The organism is Methylocystis sp., assembly GCF_051062815.1.
Lineage (GTDB): Bacteria > Pseudomonadota > Alphaproteobacteria > Rhizobiales > Beijerinckiaceae > Methylocystis.
In genome coordinates this window covers 39,581-64,533 of record NZ_JBPFDU010000096.1, presented here as the reverse complement: position 1 = coordinate 64,533, position 24,953 = coordinate 39,581, and the positions used below count along the sequence as shown (strand labels likewise).

Annotated in this window: 24 protein-coding genes; 12 read left to right on the top strand and 12 right to left on the bottom strand. The window is 63.6% G+C overall.

Annotation, left to right across the window (positions count from 1 at the left end):
* From ACR65W_RS20145 to ACR65W_RS20135, 3 genes are all read right to left on the bottom strand, one after another.
* A partial coding sequence (locus ACR65W_RS20145; protein ID WP_434503056.1) for a lyase family protein occupies nucleotides 1-905 on the bottom strand: 905 nt, incomplete at its 3' end.
* 63 nt (nucleotides 906-968) lie between these two features.
* Nucleotides 969-1,538, bottom strand: coding sequence for a sigma-70 family RNA polymerase sigma factor (locus ACR65W_RS20140; RefSeq protein WP_434499466.1), 570 nt, complete (start codon nucleotides 1,536-1,538; stop codon nucleotides 969-971).
* Nucleotides 1,535-1,777, bottom strand: coding sequence for a NepR family anti-sigma factor (locus ACR65W_RS20135; RefSeq protein WP_245433520.1), 243 nt, complete (start codon nucleotides 1,775-1,777; stop codon nucleotides 1,535-1,537). The genes ACR65W_RS20140 and ACR65W_RS20135 overlap by 4 nt, the downstream gene beginning before the upstream one ends.
* A 323-nt stretch (nucleotides 1,778-2,100) precedes the next feature.
* Here ACR65W_RS20135 and ACR65W_RS20130 point away from each other — a divergent pair, with 323 nt between their 5' ends.
* On the top strand, nucleotides 2,101-2,916 hold the full coding sequence (locus ACR65W_RS20130; protein WP_434499467.1) for a response regulator: 816 nt from the start codon (nucleotides 2,101-2,103) through the stop codon (nucleotides 2,914-2,916).
* A gap of 156 nt (nucleotides 2,917-3,072) precedes the next feature.
* Nucleotides 3,073-3,351 carry a general stress protein gene (locus ACR65W_RS20125; protein WP_014891685.1) on the top strand — a complete coding sequence of 93 codons (279 nt, stop codon included), beginning with the start codon at nucleotides 3,073-3,075 and terminating at the stop codon, nucleotides 3,349-3,351.
* Nucleotides 3,352-3,364: 13 nt separating this feature from the next.
* Here ACR65W_RS20125 and ACR65W_RS20120 read toward each other — a convergent pair whose 3' ends face one another.
* From ACR65W_RS20120 to leuD, 5 genes are all read right to left on the bottom strand, one after another.
* Nucleotides 3,365-3,829 (bottom strand): PTS sugar transporter subunit IIA, encoded by a 465-nt coding sequence (locus tag ACR65W_RS20120; protein ID WP_014891684.1) that lies wholly within the window; start codon nucleotides 3,827-3,829, stop codon nucleotides 3,365-3,367.
* A 168-nt stretch (nucleotides 3,830-3,997) separates the two neighbouring features.
* The gene (gene hpf, locus ACR65W_RS20115; RefSeq protein ID WP_434499468.1) at nucleotides 3,998-4,585 is read right to left on the bottom strand and encodes a ribosome hibernation-promoting factor, HPF/YfiA family; all 588 of its coding nucleotides are present in this window, start codon (nucleotides 4,583-4,585) and stop codon (nucleotides 3,998-4,000) included.
* A 252-nt stretch (nucleotides 4,586-4,837) separates the two neighbouring features.
* Nucleotides 4,838-6,406 (bottom strand): RNA polymerase factor sigma-54, encoded by a 1,569-nt coding sequence (gene rpoN, locus ACR65W_RS20110; RefSeq protein WP_434499469.1) that lies wholly within the window; start codon nucleotides 6,404-6,406, stop codon nucleotides 4,838-4,840.
* A 340-nt stretch (nucleotides 6,407-6,746) separates the two neighbouring features.
* Nucleotides 6,747-7,739, bottom strand: coding sequence for an LPS export ABC transporter ATP-binding protein (gene lptB / locus ACR65W_RS20105; RefSeq protein WP_434499470.1), 993 nt, complete (start codon nucleotides 7,737-7,739; stop codon nucleotides 6,747-6,749).
* Nucleotides 7,740-7,875: 136 nt separating this feature from the next.
* On the bottom strand, nucleotides 7,876-8,481 hold the full coding sequence (gene leuD / locus ACR65W_RS20100) for a 3-isopropylmalate dehydratase small subunit (RefSeq protein ID WP_175093777.1): 606 nt from the start codon (nucleotides 8,479-8,481) through the stop codon (nucleotides 7,876-7,878).
* Nucleotides 8,482-8,811: 330 nt separating this feature from the next.
* On the opposite strand from leuD, the gene ACR65W_RS20095 reads away from it, so the two are divergent.
* Together ACR65W_RS20095 and acs are read left to right on the top strand one after the other, a co-directional pair.
* Nucleotides 8,812-9,444 (top strand): Crp/Fnr family transcriptional regulator, encoded by a 633-nt coding sequence (locus tag ACR65W_RS20095; protein ID WP_424373305.1) that lies wholly within the window; start codon nucleotides 8,812-8,814, stop codon nucleotides 9,442-9,444.
* A gap of 183 nt (nucleotides 9,445-9,627) precedes the next feature.
* Nucleotides 9,628-11,562: an acetate--CoA ligase gene (gene acs, locus ACR65W_RS20090; RefSeq protein ID WP_434499471.1), complete on the top strand. Its 1,935-nt coding sequence runs from the start codon at nucleotides 9,628-9,630 to the stop codon at nucleotides 11,560-11,562.
* 1,070 nt (nucleotides 11,563-12,632) lie between these two features.
* Here acs and ACR65W_RS20085 read toward each other — a convergent pair.
* Nucleotides 12,633-13,199 (bottom strand): nucleoside deaminase, encoded by a 567-nt coding sequence (locus tag ACR65W_RS20085; RefSeq protein ID WP_434499472.1) that lies wholly within the window; start codon nucleotides 13,197-13,199, stop codon nucleotides 12,633-12,635.
* 105 nt (nucleotides 13,200-13,304) lie between these two features.
* Here ACR65W_RS20085 and fabD point away from each other — a divergent pair, with 105 nt between their 5' ends.
* Complete coding sequence (gene fabD, locus ACR65W_RS20080; RefSeq protein WP_434499473.1) at nucleotides 13,305-14,252, top strand: ACP S-malonyltransferase; 948 nt, start codon at nucleotides 13,305-13,307, stop codon at nucleotides 14,250-14,252.
* Between the two features lie 102 nt (nucleotides 14,253-14,354).
* Here the strand turns inward: fabD and ACR65W_RS20075 are convergent, their stop codons facing one another.
* Nucleotides 14,355-15,137: an outer membrane protein gene (locus ACR65W_RS20075; protein ID WP_434499474.1), complete on the bottom strand. Its 783-nt coding sequence runs from the start codon at nucleotides 15,135-15,137 to the stop codon at nucleotides 14,355-14,357.
* Nucleotides 15,138-15,561: 424 nt separating this feature from the next.
* On the opposite strand from ACR65W_RS20075, the gene fabG reads away from it, so the two are divergent.
* The 7 genes from fabG to ACR65W_RS20040 all read left to right on the top strand — a co-directional run bounded on the left by fabG (nucleotide 15,562) and on the right by ACR65W_RS20040 (nucleotide 22,896).
* The gene (gene fabG / locus ACR65W_RS20070) at nucleotides 15,562-16,299 is read left to right on the top strand and encodes a 3-oxoacyl-[acyl-carrier-protein] reductase (protein ID WP_434499475.1); all 738 of its coding nucleotides are present in this window, start codon (nucleotides 15,562-15,564) and stop codon (nucleotides 16,297-16,299) included.
* Nucleotides 16,300-16,598: 299 nt separating this feature from the next.
* The gene (locus tag ACR65W_RS20065) at nucleotides 16,599-16,838 is read left to right on the top strand and encodes an acyl carrier protein (protein WP_014891668.1); all 240 of its coding nucleotides are present in this window, start codon (nucleotides 16,599-16,601) and stop codon (nucleotides 16,836-16,838) included.
* 93 nt (nucleotides 16,839-16,931) lie between these two features.
* On the top strand, nucleotides 16,932-18,194 hold the full coding sequence (fabF, locus tag ACR65W_RS20060) for a beta-ketoacyl-ACP synthase II (protein WP_123174500.1): 1,263 nt from the start codon (nucleotides 16,932-16,934) through the stop codon (nucleotides 18,192-18,194).
* Between the two features lie 846 nt (nucleotides 18,195-19,040).
* Complete coding sequence (gene mltG, locus ACR65W_RS20055) at nucleotides 19,041-20,828, top strand: endolytic transglycosylase MltG (protein WP_434499521.1); 1,788 nt, start codon at nucleotides 19,041-19,043, stop codon at nucleotides 20,826-20,828.
* Between the two features lie 75 nt (nucleotides 20,829-20,903).
* Entirely contained in the window at nucleotides 20,904-21,791 is an 888-nt protein-coding gene (locus ACR65W_RS20050) for a YicC/YloC family endoribonuclease (protein WP_434499476.1), read from the top strand.
* Between the two features lie 72 nt (nucleotides 21,792-21,863).
* On the top strand, nucleotides 21,864-22,505 hold the full coding sequence (gene gmk, locus ACR65W_RS20045; RefSeq protein WP_196400209.1) for a guanylate kinase: 642 nt from the start codon (nucleotides 21,864-21,866) through the stop codon (nucleotides 22,503-22,505).
* Between the two features lie 31 nt (nucleotides 22,506-22,536).
* Nucleotides 22,537-22,896 (top strand): DUF488 domain-containing protein, encoded by a 360-nt coding sequence (locus ACR65W_RS20040; RefSeq protein ID WP_175093788.1) that lies wholly within the window; start codon nucleotides 22,537-22,539, stop codon nucleotides 22,894-22,896.
* Here the strand turns inward: ACR65W_RS20040 and ACR65W_RS20035 are convergent.
* Both ACR65W_RS20035 and pdxA read right to left on the bottom strand, forming a co-directional pair.
* The gene (locus ACR65W_RS20035) at nucleotides 22,890-23,849 is read right to left on the bottom strand and encodes a ribosomal RNA small subunit methyltransferase A (protein WP_434499477.1); all 960 of its coding nucleotides are present in this window, start codon (nucleotides 23,847-23,849) and stop codon (nucleotides 22,890-22,892) included. The genes ACR65W_RS20040 and ACR65W_RS20035 overlap by 7 nt on opposite strands.
* The gene (gene pdxA, locus ACR65W_RS20030) at nucleotides 23,850-24,851 is read right to left on the bottom strand and encodes a 4-hydroxythreonine-4-phosphate dehydrogenase PdxA (RefSeq protein WP_434499478.1); all 1,002 of its coding nucleotides are present in this window, start codon (nucleotides 24,849-24,851) and stop codon (nucleotides 23,850-23,852) included.
* Nucleotides 24,852-24,953: the final 102 nt, after the last annotated feature.

Below are 24,953 nucleotides of genomic sequence, written 5' to 3'. Positions count from 1 at the left end.
CCGGAGCCGAGCAGGCGAATGTCGCAGGCGATCTTATAGAGGCCCGAGGCCAGCGCGTTGAGCGCGCCATGGGCGAAGACGATCGCATCATGAGTCGCGAGCGCCTCGAACTTATTGGGCGCCGATACGAAAGGCAGTCCTGTCTGTTCGGCGATGTCGGCGGCGACTTCTTCGCCAAAGCCCTTGAAGGTGTTGACGCCCGTGCCAACCGCCGTGCCGCCCTGCGCGAGCTGCAGAAGATCGGCGAGGGTCGTTCTGATGCGCCTTTCCGCGTATTCGGCCTGCGCCGCATAGCCGGAAAACTCCTGGCCGAGCGTCACCGGCGTCGCGTCCTGCAGATGGGTGCGGCCGATCTTGATGATATCGGCGAATTTCACCGCCTTGGCGTTGAGCGCGATATGCAGCCGCTCGACGGCGGGAATCAGTCGGCCGGAAATCGTCGTCGCGCCGGCGATATGCATGGCGGTCGGAAAACTGTCGTTCGACGACTGCCCGAGATTGACGTGGTCGTTCGGATGCACCGGCGATTTCGCGCCGCGCGGCGCGCCCAGCATTTCATTGGCGCGATTGGCGATGACCTCATTGACGTTCATGTTCGTCTGGGTGCCGGAGCCGGTCTGCCAGACGACGAGCGGGAAATGAACATCGAGCTTGCCGTCGATCACCTCGCGCGCGGCGGCGACGATCGCGTCGGCGATCTTAGGCTCGAGCAGGCCTTTCCTGGCGTTGACCTTGGCGGCCGCGAGCTTGATGCGCGCCAGCGCATGCACGATCTCGATCGGCATGAGATCGCCGCCGATCGGAAAATTCTCGCGCGACCGTTCGGTCTGGGCGCCCCAATAGGCCCAGGACGGCACGGCGATATCGCCGAAGGAGTCGCGTTCAATTCTGTGATCGTCGGTCATCGGCTGGCTCGCATGGAAAGGGGCGCTTGGCGCGCCTCCCTATGCGGCATTTCCGAGCAGCGTTCAATCGCGCGCGGCTGCGGAGAGCTGCTCGGCCGAGGACCATTCGCGCGGCTCGCCGGTCGGCGGCGCCGACATCAGCTCCGAGAGCCGATTGCGGGCGCGGTTCACCCGGCTCTTCATCGTGCCCGGCGCGCAGCCGCAGATTTGAGCCGCTTCCTCATATGACATGCCGGAGGCGCCGACGAGGATCAGCGCCTCGCGTTGATCGAGCGGCAATTTTTGCATCGCGTCGCGGAAGTCGAGAAAATCCATATGCGCGTGCTGCGATTCCGGCGCGACTAATCGTCCGGCGATCAGCCCGTCGGGATCGGGGGCCTCGCGTCGGCGCTTGCGAAATTCGCTGTAGTAGATGTTGCGCAGAATCGTGAACAGCCAGGCGGTGAGATTGGTGCCTTCCGAAAACGTCGCGAGGCTGCCCCAGGCCTTGACCAGCGTTTCCTGAACGAGGTCGTCGGCGCGATCGGAGTTTCCACAAATCGACACCGCGAACGCGCGCAAGCTCGGGATGGCTGAGATCAGATCAGCCTTCAATCCCTGTCCCGCTGAATGCGCTGCTTCGCTTGCCTTCACTCACTCTTCCTCGGCGCGCTTGACGTCGCCGGGGAGGATAGCACATTCGTTTCGAGTTGGTTCAAAAGTTTCAGAAATCGATCGGGAACCGGTTGAGCCACGACATCGTCGTAGAGATTGCGGAGCTCCTTTCCGATCGAGTCCTGGAATTCCACCGGCCGCGGTCGCTGGGCCGGCTGTGCGCCGCAGTGCGCCTCCCCTACTCCTCGGCGACGCTCGCCGAATTCGTCACGTGTCATCACCCACCCTGCAAACGTCTCCACCCTGCGAGGGCCCGGTCTCGAAGAATACCGCCCGTCGCCCGCGAAAGCATCGTCGTCTGCTTTCGCCCGCGCAACTATATTCTCCGGATTCTTATTCCCCATGGAGCCCTCTATTTTAATATGCATGATTTCTGGAGCCGCCGCGTTATACTGCGCCGCAAGGACGGTAGGCAAAACGCACCGCTGAAGGATTGGTTCCCTAAAATGCCGAGCAGTTTTGACGTATTGTCCAAGTTTTGAATCTGCTTAGCCCGCACTCCTCTCCTCTGCGAGGCTCGATGCTGCTGGAGTTGTAAGACATGTCGGCGTCAAAGGAAATTTCAGCGCATATTCCCTATTTGAGACGTTTCGCGCGCGCATTGGTCGGCGATCGGGAGGGCGGCGACGCCTATGTGCTGGCCACTCTCGAAACCGTCGTCGCGGAACCCAGCCGCATCACAGATTCCGATGACCTGCGCATCGCTGTATACCGTCTGTTCCTGGATGTCTGGGCGGCGACGCCGATCAACGCCCACACGGATCATTCCGGCGCGCTGTCGGAAAATGGCCGACGCAATCTCGACGCTATTTCGCTGAAGCCGCGAATAGCCTTTTTGCTGCAGGCGCTCGAAGGCTTCGATCTCGACCAGATTGGTCAGACTCTAAAGGTTTCGGAGCTCGAGGCTGGCGCCCTGATCGAGGTGGCAAACGGCGAGATCGCCGACCAGATCGCGACCGACGTGCTGATTATCGAGGACGAGCCCCTGATCGCCCATGACCTGAGGAGCATCGTCGAGGAGCTGGGACATCGGGTGGTCGGCATGCCGCGCACCCACGCCGAGGCGCTGGCGGCCATACAACAAGGCAACCCGGGACTGATTCTCGCCGATATCCAGCTCGCGGATGGCAGTTCCGGGCTCGACGCCGTAAACGAGATCCTCGTCTCTCTGTCCATCCCGGTGATCTTCGTCACCGCCTACCCTGAGCGGTTTTTGACCGGCGAGCCGCCCGAACCGGCCTTTCTGATCGCCAAACCCTTCAACGTCGAAAGCCTCAAGGCCGTCATCAGCCAGGCGCTGTTTTTTGAACGACGCGCCGGTCGCCGCGAACAAAGCGCGCCGCGGGTCGGCATGTGAGTCGCTGATCTCATTGCAAACATTATTTTTTTTCGCCCTCGCCTTCCCAGCGGGGGATCCTTCGGGACTGCGAAGATAAATCGCCGCCACCCAGAAACATTGGCCGAGCCGGCGAGTTATAGCCGAAGGCGCTGGGGGAACTTTGAGAGGCGGCCCATGGAGGAGAACAAAAAATCCAGTCGCGGTTTTGCGTCTATGGATCCCGAAAAGCAGCGGGCCATCGCACGCAAGGGCGGCCAGAGCGTTCCTGACGAGAAACGAAGCTTCTCGCAGAACCCCGATCTTGCGGCCCGGGCAGGGCGCAAGGGCGGTCAAAGCGTGAATCCGGCCAAGCGGAGCTTCTCGCGCGATCATGCGCTCGCTTCGGAAGCCGGCCGCAAAGGCGGACACGCCTCGCATGGAGGCGGCGCCCAAAAACGCAGCGCGCCGCTCTAAGGAGCGGCGCAATTTATGCCGCAAACGGCTTCGAGCGCTGCGCGATCAGCGAATAGAGCGCATCGTCGTCGCGCGTCCCGCGTAGCGTCGCCACGAGGCCTTGCTCCCTCAGCATCCGGGCCGCGCAGGCAAGCGCCTTGAGATGATCAGCGCCCGAACTCTCGGGCGTGAGGATCATGAACACGAGATCGACCGGCGCGCCGTCAAGAGACCCGAAGTCGACAGGCCGGTCAAGACGGCCGAACACGCCGTAAATCCCCTTCAATTTCGCAAGCTTGCCATGTGGAATGGCGATGCCTTCGCCAATTCCCGTCGAGCCCAGCCGCTCGCGGTGAAGAAGCGCATCGAAGATCTCGCGCGCGGGAAGCCCGCAAATCTTCGCGGCCTTCTCGCTGAGTTCCTGGAGAAGATGCTTCTTCGTCGTCGCCTTCAGCGAGGCGCAAACCGAATCCGGCGAAACCAAGTCCGTTGGCCGCATGCGACGATCATCCTGCTTCTCATGGGAGGTCTAGGGCCGCTGAAGGCGCAGACCATCCTTGAAATTTCAACGTCTCGCTATTTTCGCCAAACCCGAAGGGACGTGGGAAAATGGCAAGATACGTACCGAGAAGGCCGTTATTATGGCCGTCCCACGACGTTTTTGCTGTCAGCGCGCGTCGCCTTCCAACTCGGGGGTGTCGATCCAGCCGATATTTTCGTCGCCGCGCCGATAGACGACATTCACGCGGCCGGTGTTGGCGTGCCGGAACACCACGACGGGCGCGCCAGTGAGATCGAGGTCGAGAACCGCCGCCGAAACCGACAGCCGGCGCAATTGCGTGGTGGATTCGGCGATGATCGCGGGGCTGAACTCCGCCGACGCCTCATTTTCCTGATCGGGCGCCTCAAGCACGTGATAGGCGACGACCTCGGCCTGAGCGCCGTCGCCGTGGCCATGCTCGTGATGGCTCTTGAGCCTGCTCTTATAGCGGCGCAGGCGCTTTTCGATGCGCTCGGCCGCCTGATCGAAGGAGGCGTAGGGCTCCTGTGCGCGGCCGTCGGCCTGCAGCACGATTCCGGAGGCGAGATGCAGGCTGCAGTCGGCGCGAAAGCCCGAGCCCTCGGGCGTGATGGTGACGTGGCCGCTGACTCGGCCGTCGAAATATTTCGCCGCCGCCGTCTCCAGCCTCTGCGTCACATGAGCCCGAAGCGCTTCGCCGATGTTGATGTTCTTGCCGGAAACCCTAAGAGACATTTTGCATTCCGAACTTTCGTTGCGAGCGAAGTTTCGGCGCGGCAAGGGCCAGCCGCGCGCCTGCCGCGCCGCCGTCAGACCAACCGCCAACGCGCCCCCATCCGCCCTGGAACTCCGCCTGAGGGGTCAGCGAATCGCCCGCCATCTAACCAAAGAGCGGAAATTCCGCGCAGCGTTAGAAGCCTCGGCGTGCGAAGTCAATGGACTCTTCATCCACAGCGAAGCGTCAAGCCTCGGGACGACATAGGTCAATTAATTGGTTGTCATGCGCGCCTGCGCAAGCTTGGCGCGGCGGCGATCGACCGAGGATGGAATGCGCAAACTGTCGCGGTATTTCGCGACCGTGCGCCGGGCGATTTCGATATCGCTCGCCTTCAGCCGTTCGACGATCGCGTCGTCCGACAGGATGCCGTCGGGCGTTTCCCGATCGATCATCTGCTTGATGCGAAAGCGCACCGCCTCGGCCGAATGCGCGGCGGCGCCGCTCGTCGTGGCGATCGACGCGGAGAAGAAATATTTGAGCTCGAAGACGCCGCGCGGCGTCATCATGTATTTGTTCGACGTCACCCGCGAAACCGTCGACTCATGCATGCCGATCGCATCGGCGACGGTGCGCAGGTTCAGCGGACGCAGATGTTCGACGCCATGCGTGAGGAAGGCGTCCTGCAATCGCACGATTTCAGAAGCGACGCGTAGAATGGTGCGGGCCCTCTGCTCGAGACTCTTGGTCAACCAGTTGGCGTTCTGCAGGCAGCTCGAAATGAAGCTTTTGTCGGCGGGGCCGGTGGCGACGGCGCTGACTTGCGCCGCGTAACTGTGGTTGACCAATACGCGCGGCAGCGCGTCAGCGTTGAGCTCCACATGCCAGGCGCCGTCCGCCGCGGCGCGAACGATGACGTCGGCGACGAGCGGCTGAATCGGGGCGCCGCCGAAGGCTCGGCCGGGCTTGGGCTCCAGCCGGCGCAGCTCCGCCGCCATGTCGGCGACGTCTTCGTCGTCGACGCCGCAAACCTTGGCGAGCTGCGCGAAATCGCGGCGCGCGACGAGCGGAAGATTGGCGACGAACGCCTGCATCGCCGGATCATAGCGGTCGCGCTCCTTGAGCTGAATCGCGAGGCATTCTGCAAGATCGCGCGCGCCGACGCCGGAAGGGTCGAAGGTCTGGATCGTCGCCAAAATGCGCTCGGCTTCCGCCATGTCCGCCTCGAGACGCGCGGCGATCTCGCCAAGCTCCTCTCGCAGATAGCCGCTCTCATCGATCGCATCGATGATCGATTGGCCGATGATTCTGTGACGTGGATCGGGGCAGGCGAGCGCCAGCTGTTCGGCGAGATGCTCGTGGAGGCTCTGACGATCGGCGACATAAGCTTCGAGATTGGGCGCTTCGCCGTCGGCCGGCCCGCCGCCGGCGGCCCCGGTCCAGGAGGTCGCCGAAAGGCCGGCGCCGTCGGGGGCCTCATCCCGCGCCCGCTCCCCGATCGAAGGGCCCTCGGGCTCAAAAGCATTGCTCATGTCGGCGCCGAGATCGGCGGAGAGCGTCGCGGAGTCGACGGCGAGATCCTGCTGGGCCCAGTCGCCCTCCTGCGGCCCTTCAAAGGGCTCCGCCGCGCTCGGCTCCGCGCCCTGGGAACCATGATCGGCCGCGTCGACGCCGCCATCGCCTTCCTGCGCTTCCAGCAGCGGATTGCGCTCGAGCTCGTCATGCAAAAAGGCGGCAAGCTCCAAATTGGAAAACTGCAGCAGCTTGATCGCCTGGAGCAGCTGCGGCGTCATCACCAGGGCTTGGCCCTGACGCATCATCAACTTGGTGGAAATCGCCATTTCGCTCGGCCCACTCGAAACGCCATCGGCCGCCGCTGTGCGGCGCGGTTCTTGCTTATATCACTTCAGACCAGCGCGCACAGGGCCAAAAAAGCAGCGCGCCGCCGAGCAAAACGCCCAAGCCTTAATCACCAATTTGTCGAACGCGAAGACGCCCGAACGGGCGACAGGCGACCCTTCTTGGAGAACGCCCGTGGGGCGCCGAGAGCGCAACCTTGGCGCTGCACGACGCGGGCTTCGCCGCCGCGCGAAAAACAACCAAACTCGCCTGCGCGAAAGCGCCCTTTGCCGCCGCGCCAAGAGGCGCCCCGCCGTCTCTGAAGAAACGGCGCCTGCGGCGTTACATGCGGAAATCTTCACCGAGGTAGATGCGCCGAACGTCCGGATTGGCGACGATTTCGTCGGGCGTTCCTTCGGTCAGCACATGGCCGTTGTAGATAATGTAAGCGCGGTCGGTGAGGCCCAGCGTCTCGCGAACGCTGTGGTCGGTGATGAGCACGCCAATGCCGCGCGCTTTCAAATGCCGCACAAGGTCCTGAATGCCGCCGACCGCAATCGGATCAATGCCGGCGAAAGGCTCGTCGAGCAGCATGAAGGACGGGTGGCCGGCGAGCGCGCGGGCGATCTCGCAGCGACGCCGTTCGCCGCCGGAAAGCGCCACGGCCGGCGTGTGGCGCATGCGGGTGAGGCGGAACTCTTCGAGAAGCGCCTCCAACTCCTCCTCGCGCTTTTTGGCGTCCGGCTGGGTGATCTCGAGCACGGCGCGGATATTGTCCTCTACCGAGAGGCCCCGGAACACCGACGCCTCCTGCGGCAGATAGCCGATTCCGAGCCGCGCGCGGCGATACATCGGCAGCGGCGTCACATCATAGCCGTCGAGCGAGATGACGCCCTTGTCGGGCTTCACCAGCCCGGTGATCATATAAAAAACGGTGGTCTTGCCGGCGCCGTTGGGACCCAGCAGCCCGACCGCCTCGCCGCGCGCCACATGCAGGCTCACGTCTTCGACGACGCGGCGCGCTTTGTAGGACTTCGCCAGATTATGGATGGAAAGCAGGCCCTGGCCGTCGAATCCGGCGGGTTCCCGATAGGCGGCGCCCGGCTCGAAGGCCGGCGGCGGCTCAGCTTGTTCGTTCGTCGGCGCGGGTCCCCAGAAGTTTGCGTCGCGCGCCGCCTCGTCGGAATCGGCGCCTAAGTTTTGGGCGCCCGCGTCACGCCATTGGCCTTCCGCGATGTCGTCGGGCTTTCGCGAGCGCCTCACGCCGTGCGCGAGCCGCGCCAGCGATTGGCCGGCGGCGCGAAAACGCATGGAAAGGGCGGAAAGATAACTCAAGCGCGCCTTGTCCGTCGCTCTGGGCGTCCAGCGGTTGGAAGCGACGCTCGCCGCCCCGTCAGGGGTGCTCTATCCCATAAGCGCCGCTTCGGAAACATTAGCCCGGCGCCGCGCTGCGGCGCCGACCGAGTCGCAGTCACGCCCAAGGGCGCTTCGCCGCGGCCTGCTTTTCATAGTCGTCGATCTTGTCGGCCTTCTGGAGCGTCAGCCCGATGTCGTCGAGCCCGTTCAGCAGGCAGTGCTTGCGGAAGGGGTCGATGTCGAATGTGATCACGCCGCCGTCCGGCCCGCGAATCTCCTGCGCCGCGAGATCGACGGTCAGGGTGGCGTTCGCGCCGCGCTTGGCGTCGTCCATCAGCCTGTCGAGTTCGGCCTCGCTCACCGCGATCGGCAGGATCCCGTTCTTGAAGCAATTGTTATAGAAAATATCGGCGAAGCTCGTCGAGATGATGCAGCGGAGCCCGAAGTCGAGCAGCGCCCAGGGCGCGTGTTCGCGCGACGAGCCGCAGCCGAAATTGTCGCCGGCGACGAGGATGCGGGCGTTGCGGTAGGCCGGCTGATTCAGAACGAAATCGGGATTCTCGGAACCGTCGTCGCGATAGCGCATCTCCGAAAAGAGGCCCTTGCCGAGGCCGGTGCGCTGAATGGTTTTGAGATACTGCTTGGGGATGATCATGTCCGTATCGACGTTCATGATCGGCAACGGCGCCGCGACGCCCGTCAGCGTGGTGAATTTGTCCATGTTTCTTTCGGTGTGGCGCGAGGAGGTCTAGCGCCCTTTACCAAATCGCCGCAGCAAGGGCAAAGCGCCAAACGGATGAGGCGCGGCTCAAACCTCCTGCGGCGCCATCTCCCGCCTCGAACCGCGCAGAAGCAGAAAGCCGGCGGCGGCGGTCGGAAAAGCAGCCCGGGCGCGGGCGGGACGAATGCTGGCGGACTGCGTCATGGCGATTCCTGCTCCACCCCCGTAGACCTTTGCAACGCCCGGCGCGGCGACGTGTTCCGCCCTCGCATTTTTACAAAGTCTTCTGCTAAAGGTGTTGGGCGAAGCTGAAGTCCGAGCGATCTCGCCATGACGCTGCCCACGACGCTGAACGGTCTGCTTATCGAAGTCATCGGCTATCTCGCCGCGGCGGCGAGCGTGTTCGTTTATGTGTCGAACACCATGATCCCGCTGCGGATCGCGGCGATCCTCGCCAATGCGCTGTTCGCCGCCTATTTTTTCCTCAAGGGTCTCTACCCGCTCTTCGCGCTCAACGCCTTTCTGGTCCCGGTCAACATCGTGCGGCTCCGACAGATCCGGCGGCTCGTCCAGGACATTCGCGCCGCCGCCTCCGAGGATTTCGATTTCGAATGGCTGCGTCCCTATATGCGGCCCTTAAAGCTGTCCGAAGGCTTCGTCCTGCATCGCATCGGCGATCTGTCCGAGGAAGCCTATCTCTTGGTGCGCGGCGAGATCCATCTGCGCGAACCCGACGTCACCCTGAAGCCCGGAACGCTCTTTGGCGAGATGGGCATGTTCACCAATGAAAACCGCCGCACCGCCACCGCGGTCGCCGCGACCGACGTCGAGCTTCTCTGCGTGCGCTATGACGATCTCTTGCAGCTCGCGGCGCAGACTCCGCAATTCGGCTTTTACCTGATGCGACTCATGGTTCAGCGCATGCAGCATAATGTCGAGCTCGCCCGCGCCCGCAAAGGATGAGCGCTCCCCATTCCGCGCCGGTAAGCGTCCCCTTTCCGCGTCATGCCCGCGCTTGTCGCGGGCATCCACGCCGAGACAATGCGCCATGTTCTCCCGATCTGCGTCGCCATAAAGACGTGGATGGCCGGGACAAGCCCGGCCATGACGGGCGGGCGTTTACGGAATGCGTCGATGGAGAAATGAATGTCGCAAAAAATCTACCCCGTCCCGGACGACTGGAAAAAGCGCGCGCGCATCGACGAAGAGGCCTATCGCCGGCTCTACGAACGCTCCATCAAAGATCCGGACGGCTTCTGGGCCGAACAGGCGCAGCGCATCGACTGGATCACGCCCTTTTCAAAAGTGAAGCGCACCAGCTTCGACACCCATAATGTTTCGATACGCTGGTTCGAGGACGGCACCACCAATGTCGCGATGAATTGCATCGACCGGCATCTGCCGGAGCGCGCCAACAAGACCGCGATCATCTGGGAAGGCGACGATCCTTCGGTCTCACGCCATATCACTTACGCCGAACTGCATGAAGAAGTCTGCCGCTTCGCCAATGTGCTCAAGACGCACGGCGTCAAGAAGGGCGACCGCGTCACCATCTATCTGCCGATGATTCCCGAAGCGGCTTTCGCCATGCTCGCCTGCGCGCGCATCGGCGCCATTCATTCGGTGGTGTTCGGCGGCTTCTCGCCGGATTCGCTTGCGGGACGCATCGCCGACGCGGAGTCAGACGTCATCGTCACGGCGGACGAAGGCCTGCGCGGCGGCAAGAAGATTCCTCTCAAGGCCAATGTCGACGCGGCGCTCGACAAGGTTTCCGCGAAAACGGTCATTGTCGTGACGCGCACCGGCGGCGACATCGACATGCAGCCCGGCCGCGACTTCCGCTACGAGGAAGAAGCCGCGCGCGTGCACGCCGATTGTCCCTATGCGGAGATGGACGCGGAAGATCCGCTGTTCATACTTTATACGTCCGGCTCGACCGGCAAGCCGAAGGGCGCGCTGCATACGACGGCCGGCTATCTCGTCTACGCCTCGCTCACCCATGAACTCGTCTTCGACTATCGCGAGGGCGACGTCTATTGGTGCACGGCGGATGTGGGCTGGGTGACCGGCCACAGCTATATTCTCTACGGCCCGCTCGCCAATGGCGCGACGACGCTGATGTTCGAAGGCGTGCCGAATTATCCGAGCGTGTCGCGTTTCTGGGAGATCGTCGACAAGCACAAGGTCGATATTTTCTACACGGCGCCGACCGCCATTCGCGCGCTGATGGCGGCGGGCGAGGCGCCGGTGAAAAAGACCAGCCGCAAATCGCTGCGCCTGCTTGGCTCCGTTGGCGAGCCGATCAACCCGGAAGCGTGGGAATGGTATCATCGTGTCGTTGGCGAAGGCCGCTGTCCCATCGTCGACACATGGTGGCAGACGGAAACCGGCGGCGTGCTGATCTCGCCGCTGCCCGGCGCAATTGATCTGAAGCCCGGCTCGGCGACGCGGCCGTTCTTCGGCGTCGCGCCGGAGATCGTCGATCCGCTCGGCAATGTTCTCGAAGGCGCGTGCGAAGGCTTGCTCGTGATCTCGGATTCATGGCCGGGGCAGATGCGCACCGTCTATGGCGATCACGAACGTTTTGCGCAGACCTATTTCTCGGCTTTTCCGGGCAAATATTTCACCGGCGACGGCGCCAAGCGCGACGCCGACGGCGATTACTGGATCACCGGCCGCGTCGACGACGTCATCAATGTCTCGGGCCATCGCCTCGGCACGGCGGAAGTCGAGAGCGCGCTCGTCGCGCATGACAAAGTGTCGGAAGCCGCCGTCGTCGGCTATCCGCACGACATCAAGGGGCAGGGCATCTACGCCTTCGTCACGCTCAATCAGGGCGTGACGCCGAGCGAACATCTACGAAAGGAGCTGGTGCATTGGGTGCGCCATGAGATCGGGCCGATCGCGACGCCCGACATCGTGCAATTCGCGCCGGGCCTGCCGAAGACGCGCTCTGGAAAAATCATGCGGCGCATTTTGCGCAAGATCGCCGAAGGAGAGTTTGGCGCGCTCGGCGATGTCTCGACGCTCGCCGATCCGGGCGTGGTGGAGGAGCTGGTGAGGGGGAAAGCGGGGCAGTGAGGCTCTGTCTCGTGTAGACTTTGCACCTAAGCCTTGCGCGAGATGATATTAAGAATTCGAAGCGGCCTGATTCGTGTAAGAACCCTGGGATTTGTACATTCGGTGCTACCGAGGAAGCCACCCGATTTCCTCCACGGGGGAAAGGAAGGTACCGTCGGGTTGCACCATGTCGATACGTCGCAAACGGATCAGGTCGAACTCCGCAGCCAAACCCTGCTTCTCATGATCCTTCGGCCCCCAAGAAATGAGCCCCACGGGAAACCAACGATGCAGCCCGTTTCTGGAACCGTGCACAAGCACAGGCCCACCGCTACACCCGCTTAAATTGAACCCCACCGGAGGAAGGTCTGGAGCCCACGCGGTAGGTTTGACGATTGCCGGATCGTAGGTGATCAAGATTTCATGCGGCGTCACACCCTCGACAGCAGCTAGTGCGCCCCAAGCCCGAAACTCCGCCGTTCTGTCGGACCTCGTCGTTCTCATGGATTCGGGGAATCCGCAAACGCTGAGCAGCCATGTGTTTTGCGGCTCTGGTGGTGGCCAAGCGCCTCTGCAATCAAGAGGAATAGCCTCGATAGATGACACCAGCTCCTCTGGCACTCTAAAAGTTGCAATGTCGCGCTCCGCGTCTCTCGCGATGATAGCCTCGGTGAGTTCAAAGATTGGAGAATTCCGTAACTGACAAACTGTATTCGCGTTTATTGCGACAGCGCTTTCATAGGCGGCGATAACGTGGTCAGCGGTGACTCCAATCACTCCCTGCCCGAACCGAAGGAAGAAACAGGTCGCGCCATTAACTTCCTTTGGCCACCTCTCAGTTCGGTCGTGCCAAATTAGGGGCCGCGCAACTCGGAGAGTTAGTGCAGCGATTTCATCATGCAGAGCGTTGATGTCCGAGGTCATAGTGTTCGACCTTTCGTCAAAGCGTGTGTGCTGTACCGACGCATCAACTGGATCGTTTGTTCCTTAGGCCCGCATTTCGATGAGTTACGCGCGAGAATAGATACGCCTCGGCGGGCCAGCCATCAGCGACGGCTTTGCGCCTTGCGGGAGAAGGCGGCGAGCTCCGCTCACTTCTTATCAAACAACGCAAGCGCTTCCGGCGCGAGAACGCCGCCAGTGATTTCGACCGTCAGAAAGGGCGCGGCCTCCGCCACCGCCATGCTCGTGATCATGATCTGGCCGATTCGCTTCTCAAGCTGCTCGACCGACGCGGCGTAGACCACCCGCCCGAGTCCGCACCAGACGATCGCGCCCATGCACATCGGGCAGGGCTCGCCCGACGTGTAAAGCGTCGCGCCCTTAAGATCCTTGGCCGGATTGTCGGCGACGAAGCGGCGAATGGCGACCATCTCGCCATGCGCGGTTGGATCATTGTTCGTCACGCCGAGATTGCGCCCGGTCGAGACGACCTTGCCGTCGCGCACGATCACGGCGCCAAAGGGAAAGTCGCCCTTGGCGGCTTCAGCGATCGCCAACCGCATAAAGCCTTCGTCTTCCGGCCGGACGGGCGCGCGCTTCGCATGGCCATGCGCCGGCGCGGCGCCAAAGGCTAGCCCAAAACCTGCGCCCAGCGTCGCCAGCGCGGCGCGCCGATTGAAGCGGCCGGCGTCGCCGCCGCATGTCGTTTGGCTCATCTCCCGCTCCAGCCCGCTTTTCGATGTCACGCGCCAACTTGACACAGCGAACCCCCCGGCGCCACACGCGGCGACCCAAACAATAATAAGCAGGGACGGTTACGCATGGAGAAGGCTTTCATTTTTCCCGGTCAGGGATCTCAGGCGGTCGGCATGGGCAAGGCGCTGTTCGACGCCTTCGCGCCCGCGCGCGCGGTTTTCGCCGAGGTCGACGATGCACTGTCGCAGCCGCTCTCGAAACTCATGTTCGAAGGCCCTGAATCGGAGCTGACGCTCACCGCCAACGCCCAGCCGGCGCTGATGGCGGTTTCGCTTGCGACGATTCGCGCGTTGGAGGCTGAATGCGAGCTCAATCTTGCGCGCGAGGCGGCCTTCGTCGCCGGCCATTCGCTCGGCGAATATTCCGCTCTCGCGGCCGCGGGCGCGCTGACGATTTCCGATACGGCGCGGCTGCTGCGCATTCGCGGCGACGCCATGCAGAAGGCGGTCCCTGTCGGAGAAGGCGCCATGGCGGCGCTGCTCGGCGCCGACCTCGATCAAGCGCGCGCCGTCGCCGAGGAGGCGGCGACGGCGGCGAACGGCGTCTGTCAGGTCGCCAATGACAATGGCGGCGGCCAGGTGGTGCTTTCCGGCGCCAAAGCGGCCGTCGACAAGGCGATCGACATCGCCAAGCAGAAGGGAATCAAGCGGGCGGTGCTGCTGCCGGTCTCCGCGCCCTTCCATTGCGCCTTGATGCAGCCCGCCGCCGACGCCATGCGCGAGGCGCTCGCAAACGCGTCGATCAGCGCCCCGTGCGTCCCCGTCGTCGCCAATGTGACGGCGGCGCCGACGCAGGACCCGGAGGCGATTCGCCGACTGCTCGTCGAGCAGGTCACCGGCGCGGTGCGCTGGCGCGAATGCGTGGCCTATATGGCGAGTCACGACGCGACGAAATTCGTCGAATGCGGCTCGGGCAAGGTTCTCGCCGGGCTATTGAAGCGGATCGCGCCGCAGGCCGCCGGCATTTCGGTGGGCGCGCCCGCCGATTTCGACGCCTATCGCGGCTTCGCGTAGAGGCGCGGAAGAGAAACGGGAGAGCCAAAAGAAAAGGCCCGGTCGCGAGGACCGGGCCCATTCTCTCGACCATAAGGCCGATCGGTAGGATTAGTACTAGGATTAGTACTTGGCCAACACCGGCGCCGGAGAGCCGAAGTGGAAGTGGTAGTTGAGGCCCGCGCGGATCGTGTGGAAGCGCGTGCGGTTGTTGGTGCTGTTGAGGCCCCAACCCGGGTTGAACGCCCACAGCCAGTTGTTGTTGTTGTTCCCGGTGCCGCTGATCTGCGTATACAGATACTCGACCTTGGCGGACCAGTTCGGGAAGAACATCCACTCGGCGCCGCCGCCAGCGGTCCAGCCCGTCTGCACGGCGCTGTTCTGGTTCCACCAGCTGTTGCGCTGCACTTCGCCATAGGCGAAGCCGCCCGTGCCGTAGACCAACAGTTGCGGGCTCAGCAGGGTGATGCCGATGCGGCCGCGAACGGTGCCGAACCAGTTCAGACGCGCCGTGCCTGCGCCGCCGCCGCCGAAGCCGCCGCCCAACAACCACCAGTTGTTGTTGCCGCCGCCGCCGGAGCCGAGGCTGGTGCCCTGGAAGTCGGTCTCGACGCCGACGACGAACATCGGCGTAACCTGGAAGTTATAGCCGAGCTGACCGCCGCCGATCACGCCGCCGGTGCTGTTGTTGCCGTTGTTCCAGCCCCCGTTCCAACCCTGATTGGAGGAATTGCTGGCGAAGAAGCCACCGCCGAGGTTAAGACCGGCGTAGAACCCGGTCCAGGTCATGATCGGCGGCGGGGGGATGTACGGCGGAGGAGCCTTGTGGGAGGGTAGATCGGCGGCGTTCGCGGCGCCGGCGAAAAGCGCCGTCGCCAGAGCCAGGGCCGAGATCGCTGTCTTCATCTCTCTATCCTTCATTTCGAGCCAACTTAAATTAATAGGTGCGCGTCAGTCCCGTGACTCTCTCGGACGTTTAAGGACGCTGACCCCCAAGCACGGCGGACTGTGCGCAAATTTCGCGCGGGAAACAACAAACAGAAGGTAAAATCGGGCCCAAAAGACCCAAAAGATTTCGACTGTTGCAGTTGCGCCACAATGAAATTTAACGCCGATTCCGATGCGTCGTTGAGCAATTCAGTCTCGAATCCGTCGCTTGCGAAACGAAGCCGGACTGGCGCCCACTTTCTCCCAGTATCCGACCGGGCATCGGTGGCGTCCGCCGTTGTGAAGGCGGTCGTTTGAAGTTGAACCGCGGCTGAAAAAAGGCCACTCCCCCGAACTAAGCTATAAAGCTCGCGCCATCGGCGCGAGGGAGGAGAGGGAAGATATGTTTGATCTTAACGGCAAGACTTCGCTGGTCACGGGCGCGAGCGGCGGAATCGGCGCGGCGATCGCGCGCGCGCTTCACGCCGCCGGCGCGACCGTGGCGCTTTCCGGCACCAGGAAAGACGCTCTTGAGGCGCTTGCCGGCGAATTGAATGGCCGCACGCATATTCTGCCCTGCAATCTTTCGCAAAAGGACGAGACCGAGAAACTCGTGCCGGCGGCGGAGACGGCGATGGGCGGTCTGGACATTCTCGTCAATAACGCCGGCATCACCCGCGACATGTTGTTCATGCGCCTCAAGGACGAGGACTGGGACGCCGTCATCAACGTCAATCTGACGTCGGCGTTTCGCCTGTCGCGCGCGGCGCTGCGCGGGATGATGAAAAAACGCTTCGGCCGGATCATCCAGATCACTTCGGTCGTCGGCGTGACCGGCAATCCCGGGCAAGGCAATTACGCCGCCGCTAAGGCCGGCATGATCGGCATGTCGAAGTCGCTGGCCGCCGAGGTCGCCTCGCGCGGCGTGACCGTCAATTGCGTCGCGCCCGGCTTCATCGAAAGCCCGATGACCGAGGCGCTGACCGGCGCGCAGAAGGAGGCGATCCTGCGCATGGTGCCCACGGGAAGGCTCGGGACCGGCGCCGACGTCGCCGCCGCCTGCGTCTATCTGGCCAGCGCCGAGGCGGGCTACGTCACCGGCCAGACCCTGCACGTCAATGGCGGCATGGCCATGATCTAGGAGCGGCGAATCGCCTGAAAAACGCGTCCGCGGCGACCTTTCGCCGCGTCCGTGAGAACGCGGGGGCGCCTCTCGCCATGCTCTGGGAAGTATGCTACCAGACCTCGCCGCTGAGGGGCGGCGTCGCCGCGATTTAAACCCGGTGGAGCAAGCCGCAACGCGTCTTGCACACATCAGGGCGATCGGCGCGCGATTGCACGTTACAAGGGATGAAGGGCGATCATGGAGCGCGCCAGCAGGCCTGCTCCAAATCGCCACAGGGCGCGTAAGGCGCCAAACGCAGACAGGGATCAAAGAAGATGAGCGATGTCGCCGAGCGCGTGAAAAAGATTGTTGTCGAGCACCTCGGCGTCGAAGCCGACAAGGTCGTCGACAAAGCCAATTTCATCGACGATCTGGGAGCCGATTCGCTCGATACCGTCGAACTCGTCATGGCTTTCGAGGAAGAATTCGGCGTCGAGATTCCCGACGACGCCGCCGAGACGATTCTCACTGTGGGCGATGCAGTGAAGTTCCTCGAAAAGGCGAAAGCCGCCTGACGAACTTAAAGATCCAAGCGCGCGGCGAATCCTCTCGCGAGGCTTCGCCGACGCCGCCATTCCGACAACAAGAAAAAGTTCGAGAGTAGAGCCATGCGCAGGGTGGTCGTCACCGGTCTTGGCGTCGTATCTCCTTTGGGCTGCGGCGTGGATGCCAATTGGCGCCGTCTCGCCGCCGGAGAATGCGGCTTCAAGCGTATCGATACGTTCGAGGCCTCCGACCTCGCGTGCCAGATCGCGGCGGTCGTGCCGCGCGGCGACGGCAAAGACGGCACATTCAATCCTGACGATTGGTTCGATCCCAAAGAGCAGCGCAAGGTCGATGATTTCATCATCTATGGCGCGAGCGCCGCGACGCAGGCGTTAAAAGACTCCGGCTGGGTGGCCGACACCCCCGAGAAGCAGGAATCGACTGGCGTTCTGATCGGCTCCGGCATCGGCGGCCTCGGCGGCATTTACGAAACCTCCGTCACCTTGAGGGAGAAGGGACCGCGCCGCGTGTCGCCTTTCTTCGTCTCGGGCAGAATCATCAATCTCGTGGCCGGCTATGTCTCCATCATGCATGGGCTGAAGGGCCCGAATCATGCGGTGGTGACGGCCTGCGCCACCGGCACGCACGCCATCGGCGACGCGGGGCGCATCATCGCGATGGGCGACGCCGACGTGATGGTCGCCGGCGGCGCCGAATCGCCCGTCAATCGCATTGGCGTCGCCGGCTTTGCCGCCTGCCGCGCGCTGTCGACCGGATTCAACGATCGTCCTGAAGCCGCCTCCCGGCCCTATGACAAGGATCGCGACGGCTTCGTGCTTGGCGAAGGCGCGGGCTGCGTCGTGCTTGAGGAATATGAGCACGCCAAGGCGCGCGGCGCGAAAATCTACGCCGAACTTATCGGCTACGGCATGTCGGGCGACGCCTATCACATCACCGCCCCGTCGCCCGATGGCGACGGCGCCTATCGCTGCATGAAGGCGGCGCTGAAGCGCGCCGGCGTTTCCGTGACCGACATCGATTACGTGAATGCGCATGGCACGTCGACGCCGCTCGGCGACGAAATCGAACTCAAGGCCGTCGAACGTCTTCTCGGCAACGTCGAACCCAAGCTCGCCATGTCATCGACGAAATCTGCGATCGGCCATCTGCTCGGCGCCGCCGGCGCCGTCGAAGCGATCTATTCGATCCTGGCGATGCAGGCGAATGTCGCGCCGCCGACGCGCAACCTCGACAATCCCTCCGTTGCAACGACGATCGACCTCGTGCCGCACAAAGCCCGCGAGAAGGAAATCAATATCGCTTTGTCGAACTCGTTCGGCTTTGGCGGCACGAACGCCTCGCTGCTGTTTCGCCGCGCATCCTGAGCATGGCGGCTCATCCGGCGCATCCTAGCTAAGCGCCAAAGCCTGCGAACCGAAGCGGCGCTTTCCTGAATTCGCCACAATGAGGCATAGTGTAAGTCCTCGGCGATAATCGGCGTGAGATCTTCGACGTTTGGTGGGCGTATTGCGATGAGCGAAGCGGACGAAAAAGGCGCGCCCGGAAAACCAACAGACGCCGCAGCGGCGGCGCCGACCGAGCCGACCTCGGCCAAAAACGCCGAAAACGCCGCGCTGCAGCGCGAAGACCTCACAGCTCAACCAAGCTTGAACGCCCCCGCAGAGGAATCTGGCGCGCCGCCGACGGAAGTTTCGCCGTCCGACGCCGCGCCGGTGAAAGAGCCGGCCACGGTCGCGTCCGCGCCGGAACCGCCAAGCCAGCCCACTGCGGCGAAGGCCGAAGCGCCTTTGCCCGAGCCGCCCGAAGCTCCCGCCCCGCCATCGGCTGAAAGCGCCAAACCGGTTCCGACGCCGTCCATCGAACCGATCCCAGCGGCGTCTGCGCCAAACCCGCCAACTGCCCCAAGCCAGCCGCACATCACGGCAAAGGTCGAATCGCCACTCACCCAGCCGCCCGTGGCTCCAGCCCCTTCGAACGCGCCGCCGCCCCTGGCGCAGGCGGCCCCAGTGGCCGCGCCGAACGGCTACGTCGCGCCCGCCATCGAAACCGCAAAGCCGTCTCCAGCGCCGCCGCCGGCACCAGCATCGCCAGCTCCCGCGCCTTCCAACGCGCCGCCGCCGTCACCCGCAGCCAAAGCTGAAACACCGTCGCTCCAACCGCCCGGCCAGCCCTCGGCGAAAAAGCCCGACGCCGCGTCCCCCGGCGCCGGCATGTTCGGGCGGCGCGCGACGCGGCAAAGCGCTAAGCAGGTAGAAGCCGCGCCTCCGCCCAAAAAGCGTAAGCGCCGTGAAGGAACGCTTTCGGTGGCGAGCGGCTTCCTGAGTTTCGTGCTCGTCGCGCTTGTCGCCGGCGTCTTCGGCCTCATCGCCGCCATGCACAAGCTGAAAGAGCCCGGACCGCTCGCGGCCGACAAGGTCGTCTATATTCCGCCGCGCAGCGACTTGCTTGAGATCATCTCCCAACTCGAGCGCGAAGGCGTCATCGCCAATTCGACGCTCATGCAGCTCGGGATCGTTCTCGAGGGCAAGCTCGGCAAGCTGAAGCCCGGCGAATATGGCTTCAAGAAAAACATCAGCCTGCGCGACGTGATCAATCAGATCGCCTCGGGTCGCCAGATCATGCACAGCGTGACCATTCCGGAAGGTCTGACTTCGGAACAAATTGTGCAAAAGCTGAAAGAGGCCGAACTGCTGGCGGGCGATGTCGTCGACTTGCCGAAGGAAGGCGCTCTGCTGCCCGAGACCTATAAATTCCCGCGCGGCTACCCTCGGGCGCGTCTCCTCGCGAAGATGCAGGAGGATCAGCGCAAGACGCTCGATGCGATCTGGGCGAAGCGCTCACCGGAGCTGCCGTTGCGCACGCCCTACGAACTGGTGACGCTGGCGTCGATCGTCGAAAAGGAGACCGGCAAGGACGAAGAGCGGCCGCACGTCGCCGCCGTATTCGTCAATCGGCTGCGCAAAGGCATGCGCCTTCAGTCCGATCCCACGATCATCTACGGCCTCGTCGGCGGAAAAGCGACGCTCGGCCGGCCGATCATGCGCGCCGAGATCGAGAAGTGGACGCCTTACAACACCTACGCCATCGACGGTCTTCCGCCGGGACCGATCGCCAATCCCGGCCGCGCAGCGCTTGAAGCCGCCGCGCATCCGGCGCCGACGCGCGATCTTTATTTTGTCGCCGACGGCACGGGCGGTCATGTCTTCTCGGAATCGCTCGATCAGCATTCGCGCAACGTCCAGAACTGGCGGCGACTGGAGAAGGAAAAGACCGATGGCGCGGTTGACCGCGCCACGCCCGGCGTGCCCGCGCCGGCCGCGCCCAAACCCGACAAGCGCACGCAGGCGCCCATCGGACGTCTCGTCACGCTTGCCGAGAGTCACGAAGACTTTCCGCCGAACCGGGCGATGGCGCCCGATGACGGCCCGACTCACCGGCTCGGCAAATTCGCTTATGCCGAAGCCGATTTTTTCCTCGGCGGCCATGGCGACCGCACGCAGGTCCAGGCGGCTGAATTTGCCGCCTTGAGGCGGGCGCGGCCCTTCTTTACCGAGGAATCCGTGCAGCTGCGCGCCAGGGCGCTGTTCGACCCGATGCTTCTCGTCGGCCGCCGCCCGGCGCCCCGTGCGGAGGAGGAGCGGCTTAACCCGGATATGACGACGATCGCGCGAGAGAGTCCGGACGCTCAGCCTGACGACGGCGGCGGGATCGTCGCCTATCCCGTCTCGCCGGCGCGGCGCGCCGAACAGAGGGCCCGCGCGGCGCGTCTCGGACTTGCGGCAGGCTCCGACGAGCTTCCCAGCGAAGCGCTCGGCGGACGGCTCGCCCAGGACGCCGCGCCGCCGGCGGTCGCCACGGCTTTGGCCGCGGCAGGCGGTCGGCCCCTTCGTCCGCGCGCCTTCGACGCCTCAGAAGGCACGCCGCTCGACCCGCTGCGTGACAAGAGCTGGGATCTCACCTCAGCTAAGACGGTCCCTGTGACGAGCGATTTGCGGTAAGGCCGACTCGGCGATAGTCAGGCGCGGCGCACGTCGGCCTCACGCCGATTCGCCGTCTCGGAGTCGCCGCCGCAAATGAGCATTCACAGCATGACGGGATTCGCCCGCGTTCAGGGCGCCGTCGCCGCCTTTCGCTATGCGTGGGAGCTCAAGAGCGTCAACGCCAAGGGACTGGACCTGCGTCTGCGCGCCCCTCCCGATTTCGACTTCGTGGAGATCAAGGCGCGGGAAAAAATCGCCGCGCGGCTCGCCCGCGGGGCGGTCTTCGCCAATCTTGTCGCAAGGCGCGAAGACGAGAGCCAGGTCGCCCGTCTCAACCGCGCCGCTCTCGACGCCCTTCTCGCCGCGCTCTCCGAACGCCCGCCGCCCGCCCATGTCGGACCCGCGACGCTCGACGGTCTGCTCGCGGTACGCGGCGTGGTCGAGATCGTCGAGCCGGAGCTATCTGAGGCAGAGCGCGCCGAGCTCGACGCGCGTATTCTCGGATCGCTGGACGAAGCGCTTGACGCGCTGACCGCCTCGCGCGCAGCGGAGGGCGGCGCCCTGGCGGCGGTTCTTCGTCAGCGGCTCGACCGCATATCGATCCTCGCCGTGCAGGCCGACGCGGCGCCGGCGCGCCAGCCCGAAGCGATTCGCGCGCGGCTGAAGCAGCAGCTCGCGCGCCTCTTGGAGAACGCCGACTCCCTCGATCCGGCGCGACTGCATCAGGAGGCGGCGCTGCTTGCGGTTCGAGCCGACATTCGCGAGGAGCTCGACCGATTGAAGGCGCATGTCGAGAGCGCTTCCAAACTGCTCGTCGCGGGAGGGCCGATCGGCCGTCGTCTGGATTTTCTGGCGCAGGAGCTTGGCCGCGAGACCAACACGCTATGCGCCAAATCGAACGACGCTGGACTCTCGGCGATCGGGCTTGAACTGAAGATCGAGGTCGAGCAGCTGCGCGAGCAGGTTCAAAACATCGAGTGAAGAGCGAGTGGACAGCGAGGCCGCTTCTCGCTAACTCGCTACTCACTATTGGCTACTCGCTCTTGAAAAGTCATGCTTCCGACTCCATCCAGCCGCCGCGGCATTGTCCTCATCCTTTCCTCGCCCTCCGGCGCGGGCAAGACGACGCTGACGCGAATGCTGCTGCAGGACCGCGATCTCGATCTGACGCTGTCGATTTCGGTGACGACGCGCACAAGACGTTCGAGCGAAGTCGACGGCATCCACTACAGCTTCATCCCCGAGCGTCGATTCGTCGCCATGCGCGACGCCGGCGAACTGTTGGAATGGGCCGAGGTTCACGGCAATTTCTACGGCACGCCGCGCGGTCCGGTCGAAGACATCCTTGCGCAAGGCCGCGACTGCCTCTTTGACATCGACTATCAGGGCACGCGCCAGGTGCGGGAGAAGATGGGCGCTGACGCCGTCACCGTCTTTATCCTGCCGCCGTCGATGGATGAACTGCGCGCCCGACTTGAGCGGCGCGCGGAGGATTCGCGCGACGCGATGGCGCGGCGGCTTGAGAATGCGCGAAAGGAAATCGCGCGCTGGAAAGATTACGACTATGTGATCGTCAACGACGATCTGCAGCGCGCCTTCGATGATCTGATCGCAATCCTGCGCGCCGAACGGCAGAGACGGCCGAGGCGCGACAAGGAAATCGAACAATTCGTCGCCAAGCTTTTGAGCGAATAGCTCTTCGCGCGCGGCGCGCTATTTCCTCGAAATGGCCGCTGTCGCTCTCAAGCGCGTGTACGAACCCGCCGAGCCGGAAGACGGAACCCGCGTGCTCGTCGACCGGCTTTGGCCGCGCGGCCTGCGCAAGGACAAGGCGGATCTTGATCTCTGGGCGAAGGACGTCGCGCCAAGCGATACGCTGCGACGCTGGTTCGCGCATAAGCCAGAGCGCTGGGAAGAATTTGAAAAGCGCTATCGCGCCCAGCTTGCCGCGCCCGAGGCGCAGCCGCAGGTCGAGGCGCTTCGCGCCATGACGCGCAAAGGCCGCGTTACATTGCTCTATGCGGCGCGCGACGAGTCGATGAACAACGCCGTCGTGCTGCGAGACTATTTGCGCAAGCGTCACTGAGCCGAAAGCGCATTGGCCAGAGCGACGAAACCGGCGACGTCGATTTCTTCCGCGCGTTTGGTTCCTTCTATTCCGGCCGCCGCGAGCAGCGCCGCCGCATCGACGCCAAGCGACTTCAAACTTTGCCGCAACATCTTGCGGCGCTGTCCGAAGGCGGCTTGCGTGACGCGCGACAATGCGTGTGGATCGCAGTGAAGCGGCCTGGGATTTGGCGTCAGCTCAATGACGGAAGAGGTCACTTTGGGCGGCGGCGTGAAGGCGGCGGGCGACACATCGAAAAGAATGCGCGCCTTCGTGCGCCAGCCGCACAGCACGGCGAGCCGACCATAATCGGCGCGCTCTTTCGGCGTCGCGACGATGCGCAATGCGACCTCTTTTTGAAACATCAGCACATAGCGGTCGAAGACCGAGGGCCAGGGTTCCGCTGCGATCCACCTCGTCAGCAGCGCCGTCGCGACGTTGTACGGGAGGTTGGCGCAGATGCGCGCAGAAGCTCGGTTGTCATTCCCGACAGGCCGAAGGCCTGACTGGGAATCCAAAGCAATGGCGTTGTTATCGAAATTTGCCCTGGATTCCCGATCGCTCGTTTCACGAGCGTCGGGAATGACAGGCGCGTGGGTCCGCACGAGCGCTGCAATGTCGATCTCCAGCGCATCGCCTTCGACGATCGTCAGCCGGCCTGGGTAATGCGCCGCGATCTCTTCGAGCGCCGGCAAACAACGAGGATCGCGTTCGACGGCGATGACTCGCGCGCCTTGCTCGAGCAGCGCGCGCGTCAGCCCGCCGGGACCGGGACCGATTTCGACGATGGTCGTGTCGTCGAAGGGTCCGGCGGCGCGGGCGATGCGCGCGGTGAGATTGAGATCGAACAGAAAGTTCTGTCCAAGCGATTTTCTTGCGTCGAGACCGTAGCGGGCGACGACGTCTCGCAAAGGCGGCAGCGCGTCGATCACTTAACTGATGCGTCCTGCAAGTTTGATCGCCTCGATCAGGCTTGTCGGATCGGCGATTCCTTTGCCGGCGATGTCGAAGGCCGTTCCATGATCGGGCGACGTGCGAACGAAAGGAAGGCCGAGCGTGACATTGACGCCGCGCTCAAAGGCGAGCGTCTTGATCGGAATCAGCGCCTGATCATGCGTCGGACACAACGCCACGTCATATTTGGCGCGAGCGGATTCGTGGAACATCGTGTCGGCGGGAAAAGGTCCAGACGCATTGACGCCGCGCGCGCGCAAGTCGGCGATCGCCGGCGCGATGGCGTCAATCTCCTCGCGGCCGAGCGCGCCCTCTTCGCCTGCATGAGGGTTGAGGCCGGCGAAAGCCAGGCGCGGCTTACTGATGTGAAAGCGCTCTCGCAGATCATGGGCCACAATCTCTCCCGTCTCGACGATCAGTTCGCGCGTCAGGTTTTTCGAGGCGTCGGCGAGCGGAATGTGAATCGTGATCGGAACGACGGCGAGCTCGTCCGACCACAGCATCATCACCGCGCGGTAATCGCCGCCATAATGACGATGCGCGAGCTCCGCCAAAAATTCGGTGTGCCCGGGATGTTTGAATCCGGCGTCATAGAGGATCGATTTCGCGATCGGATTGGTGACGACGGCGCGCGCTTCGCCCTTTGCGACGCACTCCACCGCCTTCTCGATCGAGCGAATTGTTGATTGAGCGTCGTGACAATCGGGACGGCCTGGCGCGCCGGCGACAACATGACGCCCCGTATCGACGACAGGCAGCGCGCGCGAGAAGACGTCGCGGGCCTGCGCCGCCGTTGTGCTTTCAATCTGGATTTCGAGCGCGAGAGTGGCCGCGACTCGGGCGATAAAGGCGGGATGGCTGAGCAAAAAAAACGGTGGCAGATCGCGTGATTCGCGCAAGACATAGGCCATGAGCGCGAGCTCCGGCCCGATGCCTGAAGGGTCGCCTTGAGTGAGGGCGATGGGCGCTGTGGCGTTCATCTCGCCGCGAAACGCAGCGAAGCGCGAAGGTCAAATTGGCGCCGAGACGACATTGCGCGAAATTGGCGCAATGCAGTCAGGAAATCAAATCCGTTCCAGCGC

Coding starts and splice junctions, on each gene's coding strand:
- ACR65W_RS20135 (WP_245433520.1), bottom strand. CDS start 1,777: ATGACACGTGACGAATTCGGCGAGCGTCGCCGAGGAGTAGGGGAGGCG.
- ACR65W_RS20130 (WP_434499467.1), top strand. CDS start 2,101: ATGTCGGCGTCAAAGGAAATTTCAGCGCATATTCCCTATTTGAGACGT.
- ACR65W_RS20125 (WP_014891685.1), top strand. CDS start 3,073: ATGGAGGAGAACAAAAAATCCAGTCGCGGTTTTGCGTCTATGGATCCC.
- ACR65W_RS20120 (WP_014891684.1), bottom strand. CDS start 3,829: ATGCGGCCAACGGACTTGGTTTCGCCGGATTCGGTTTGCGCCTCGCTG.
- hpf (WP_434499468.1), bottom strand. CDS start 4,585: ATGTCTCTTAGGGTTTCCGGCAAGAACATCAACATCGGCGAAGCGCTT.
- rpoN (WP_434499469.1), bottom strand. CDS start 6,406: ATGGCGATTTCCACCAAGTTGATGATGCGTCAGGGCCAAGCCCTGGTG.
- leuD (WP_175093777.1), bottom strand. CDS start 8,481: ATGGACAAATTCACCACGCTGACGGGCGTCGCGGCGCCGTTGCCGATC.
- ACR65W_RS20095 (WP_424373305.1), top strand. CDS start 8,812: ATGACGCTGCCCACGACGCTGAACGGTCTGCTTATCGAAGTCATCGGC.
- acs (WP_434499471.1), top strand. CDS start 9,628: ATGTCGCAAAAAATCTACCCCGTCCCGGACGACTGGAAAAAGCGCGCG.
- ACR65W_RS20085 (WP_434499472.1), bottom strand. CDS start 13,199: ATGAGCCAAACGACATGCGGCGGCGACGCCGGCCGCTTCAATCGGCGC.
- fabD (WP_434499473.1), top strand. CDS start 13,305: ATGGAGAAGGCTTTCATTTTTCCCGGTCAGGGATCTCAGGCGGTCGGC.
- ACR65W_RS20075 (WP_434499474.1), bottom strand. CDS start 15,137: ATGAAGACAGCGATCTCGGCCCTGGCTCTGGCGACGGCGCTTTTCGCC.
- fabG (WP_434499475.1), top strand. CDS start 15,562: ATGTTTGATCTTAACGGCAAGACTTCGCTGGTCACGGGCGCGAGCGGC.
- ACR65W_RS20065 (WP_014891668.1), top strand. CDS start 16,599: ATGAGCGATGTCGCCGAGCGCGTGAAAAAGATTGTTGTCGAGCACCTC.
- fabF (WP_123174500.1), top strand. CDS start 16,932: ATGCGCAGGGTGGTCGTCACCGGTCTTGGCGTCGTATCTCCTTTGGGC.
- mltG (WP_434499521.1), top strand. CDS start 19,041: ATGTTCGGGCGGCGCGCGACGCGGCAAAGCGCTAAGCAGGTAGAAGCC.
- ACR65W_RS20050 (WP_434499476.1), top strand. CDS start 20,904: ATGAGCATTCACAGCATGACGGGATTCGCCCGCGTTCAGGGCGCCGTC.
- gmk (WP_196400209.1), top strand. CDS start 21,864: ATGCTTCCGACTCCATCCAGCCGCCGCGGCATTGTCCTCATCCTTTCC.
- ACR65W_RS20040 (WP_175093788.1), top strand. CDS start 22,537: ATGGCCGCTGTCGCTCTCAAGCGCGTGTACGAACCCGCCGAGCCGGAA.
- pdxA (WP_434499478.1), bottom strand. CDS start 24,851: ATGAACGCCACAGCGCCCATCGCCCTCACTCAAGGCGACCCTTCAGGC.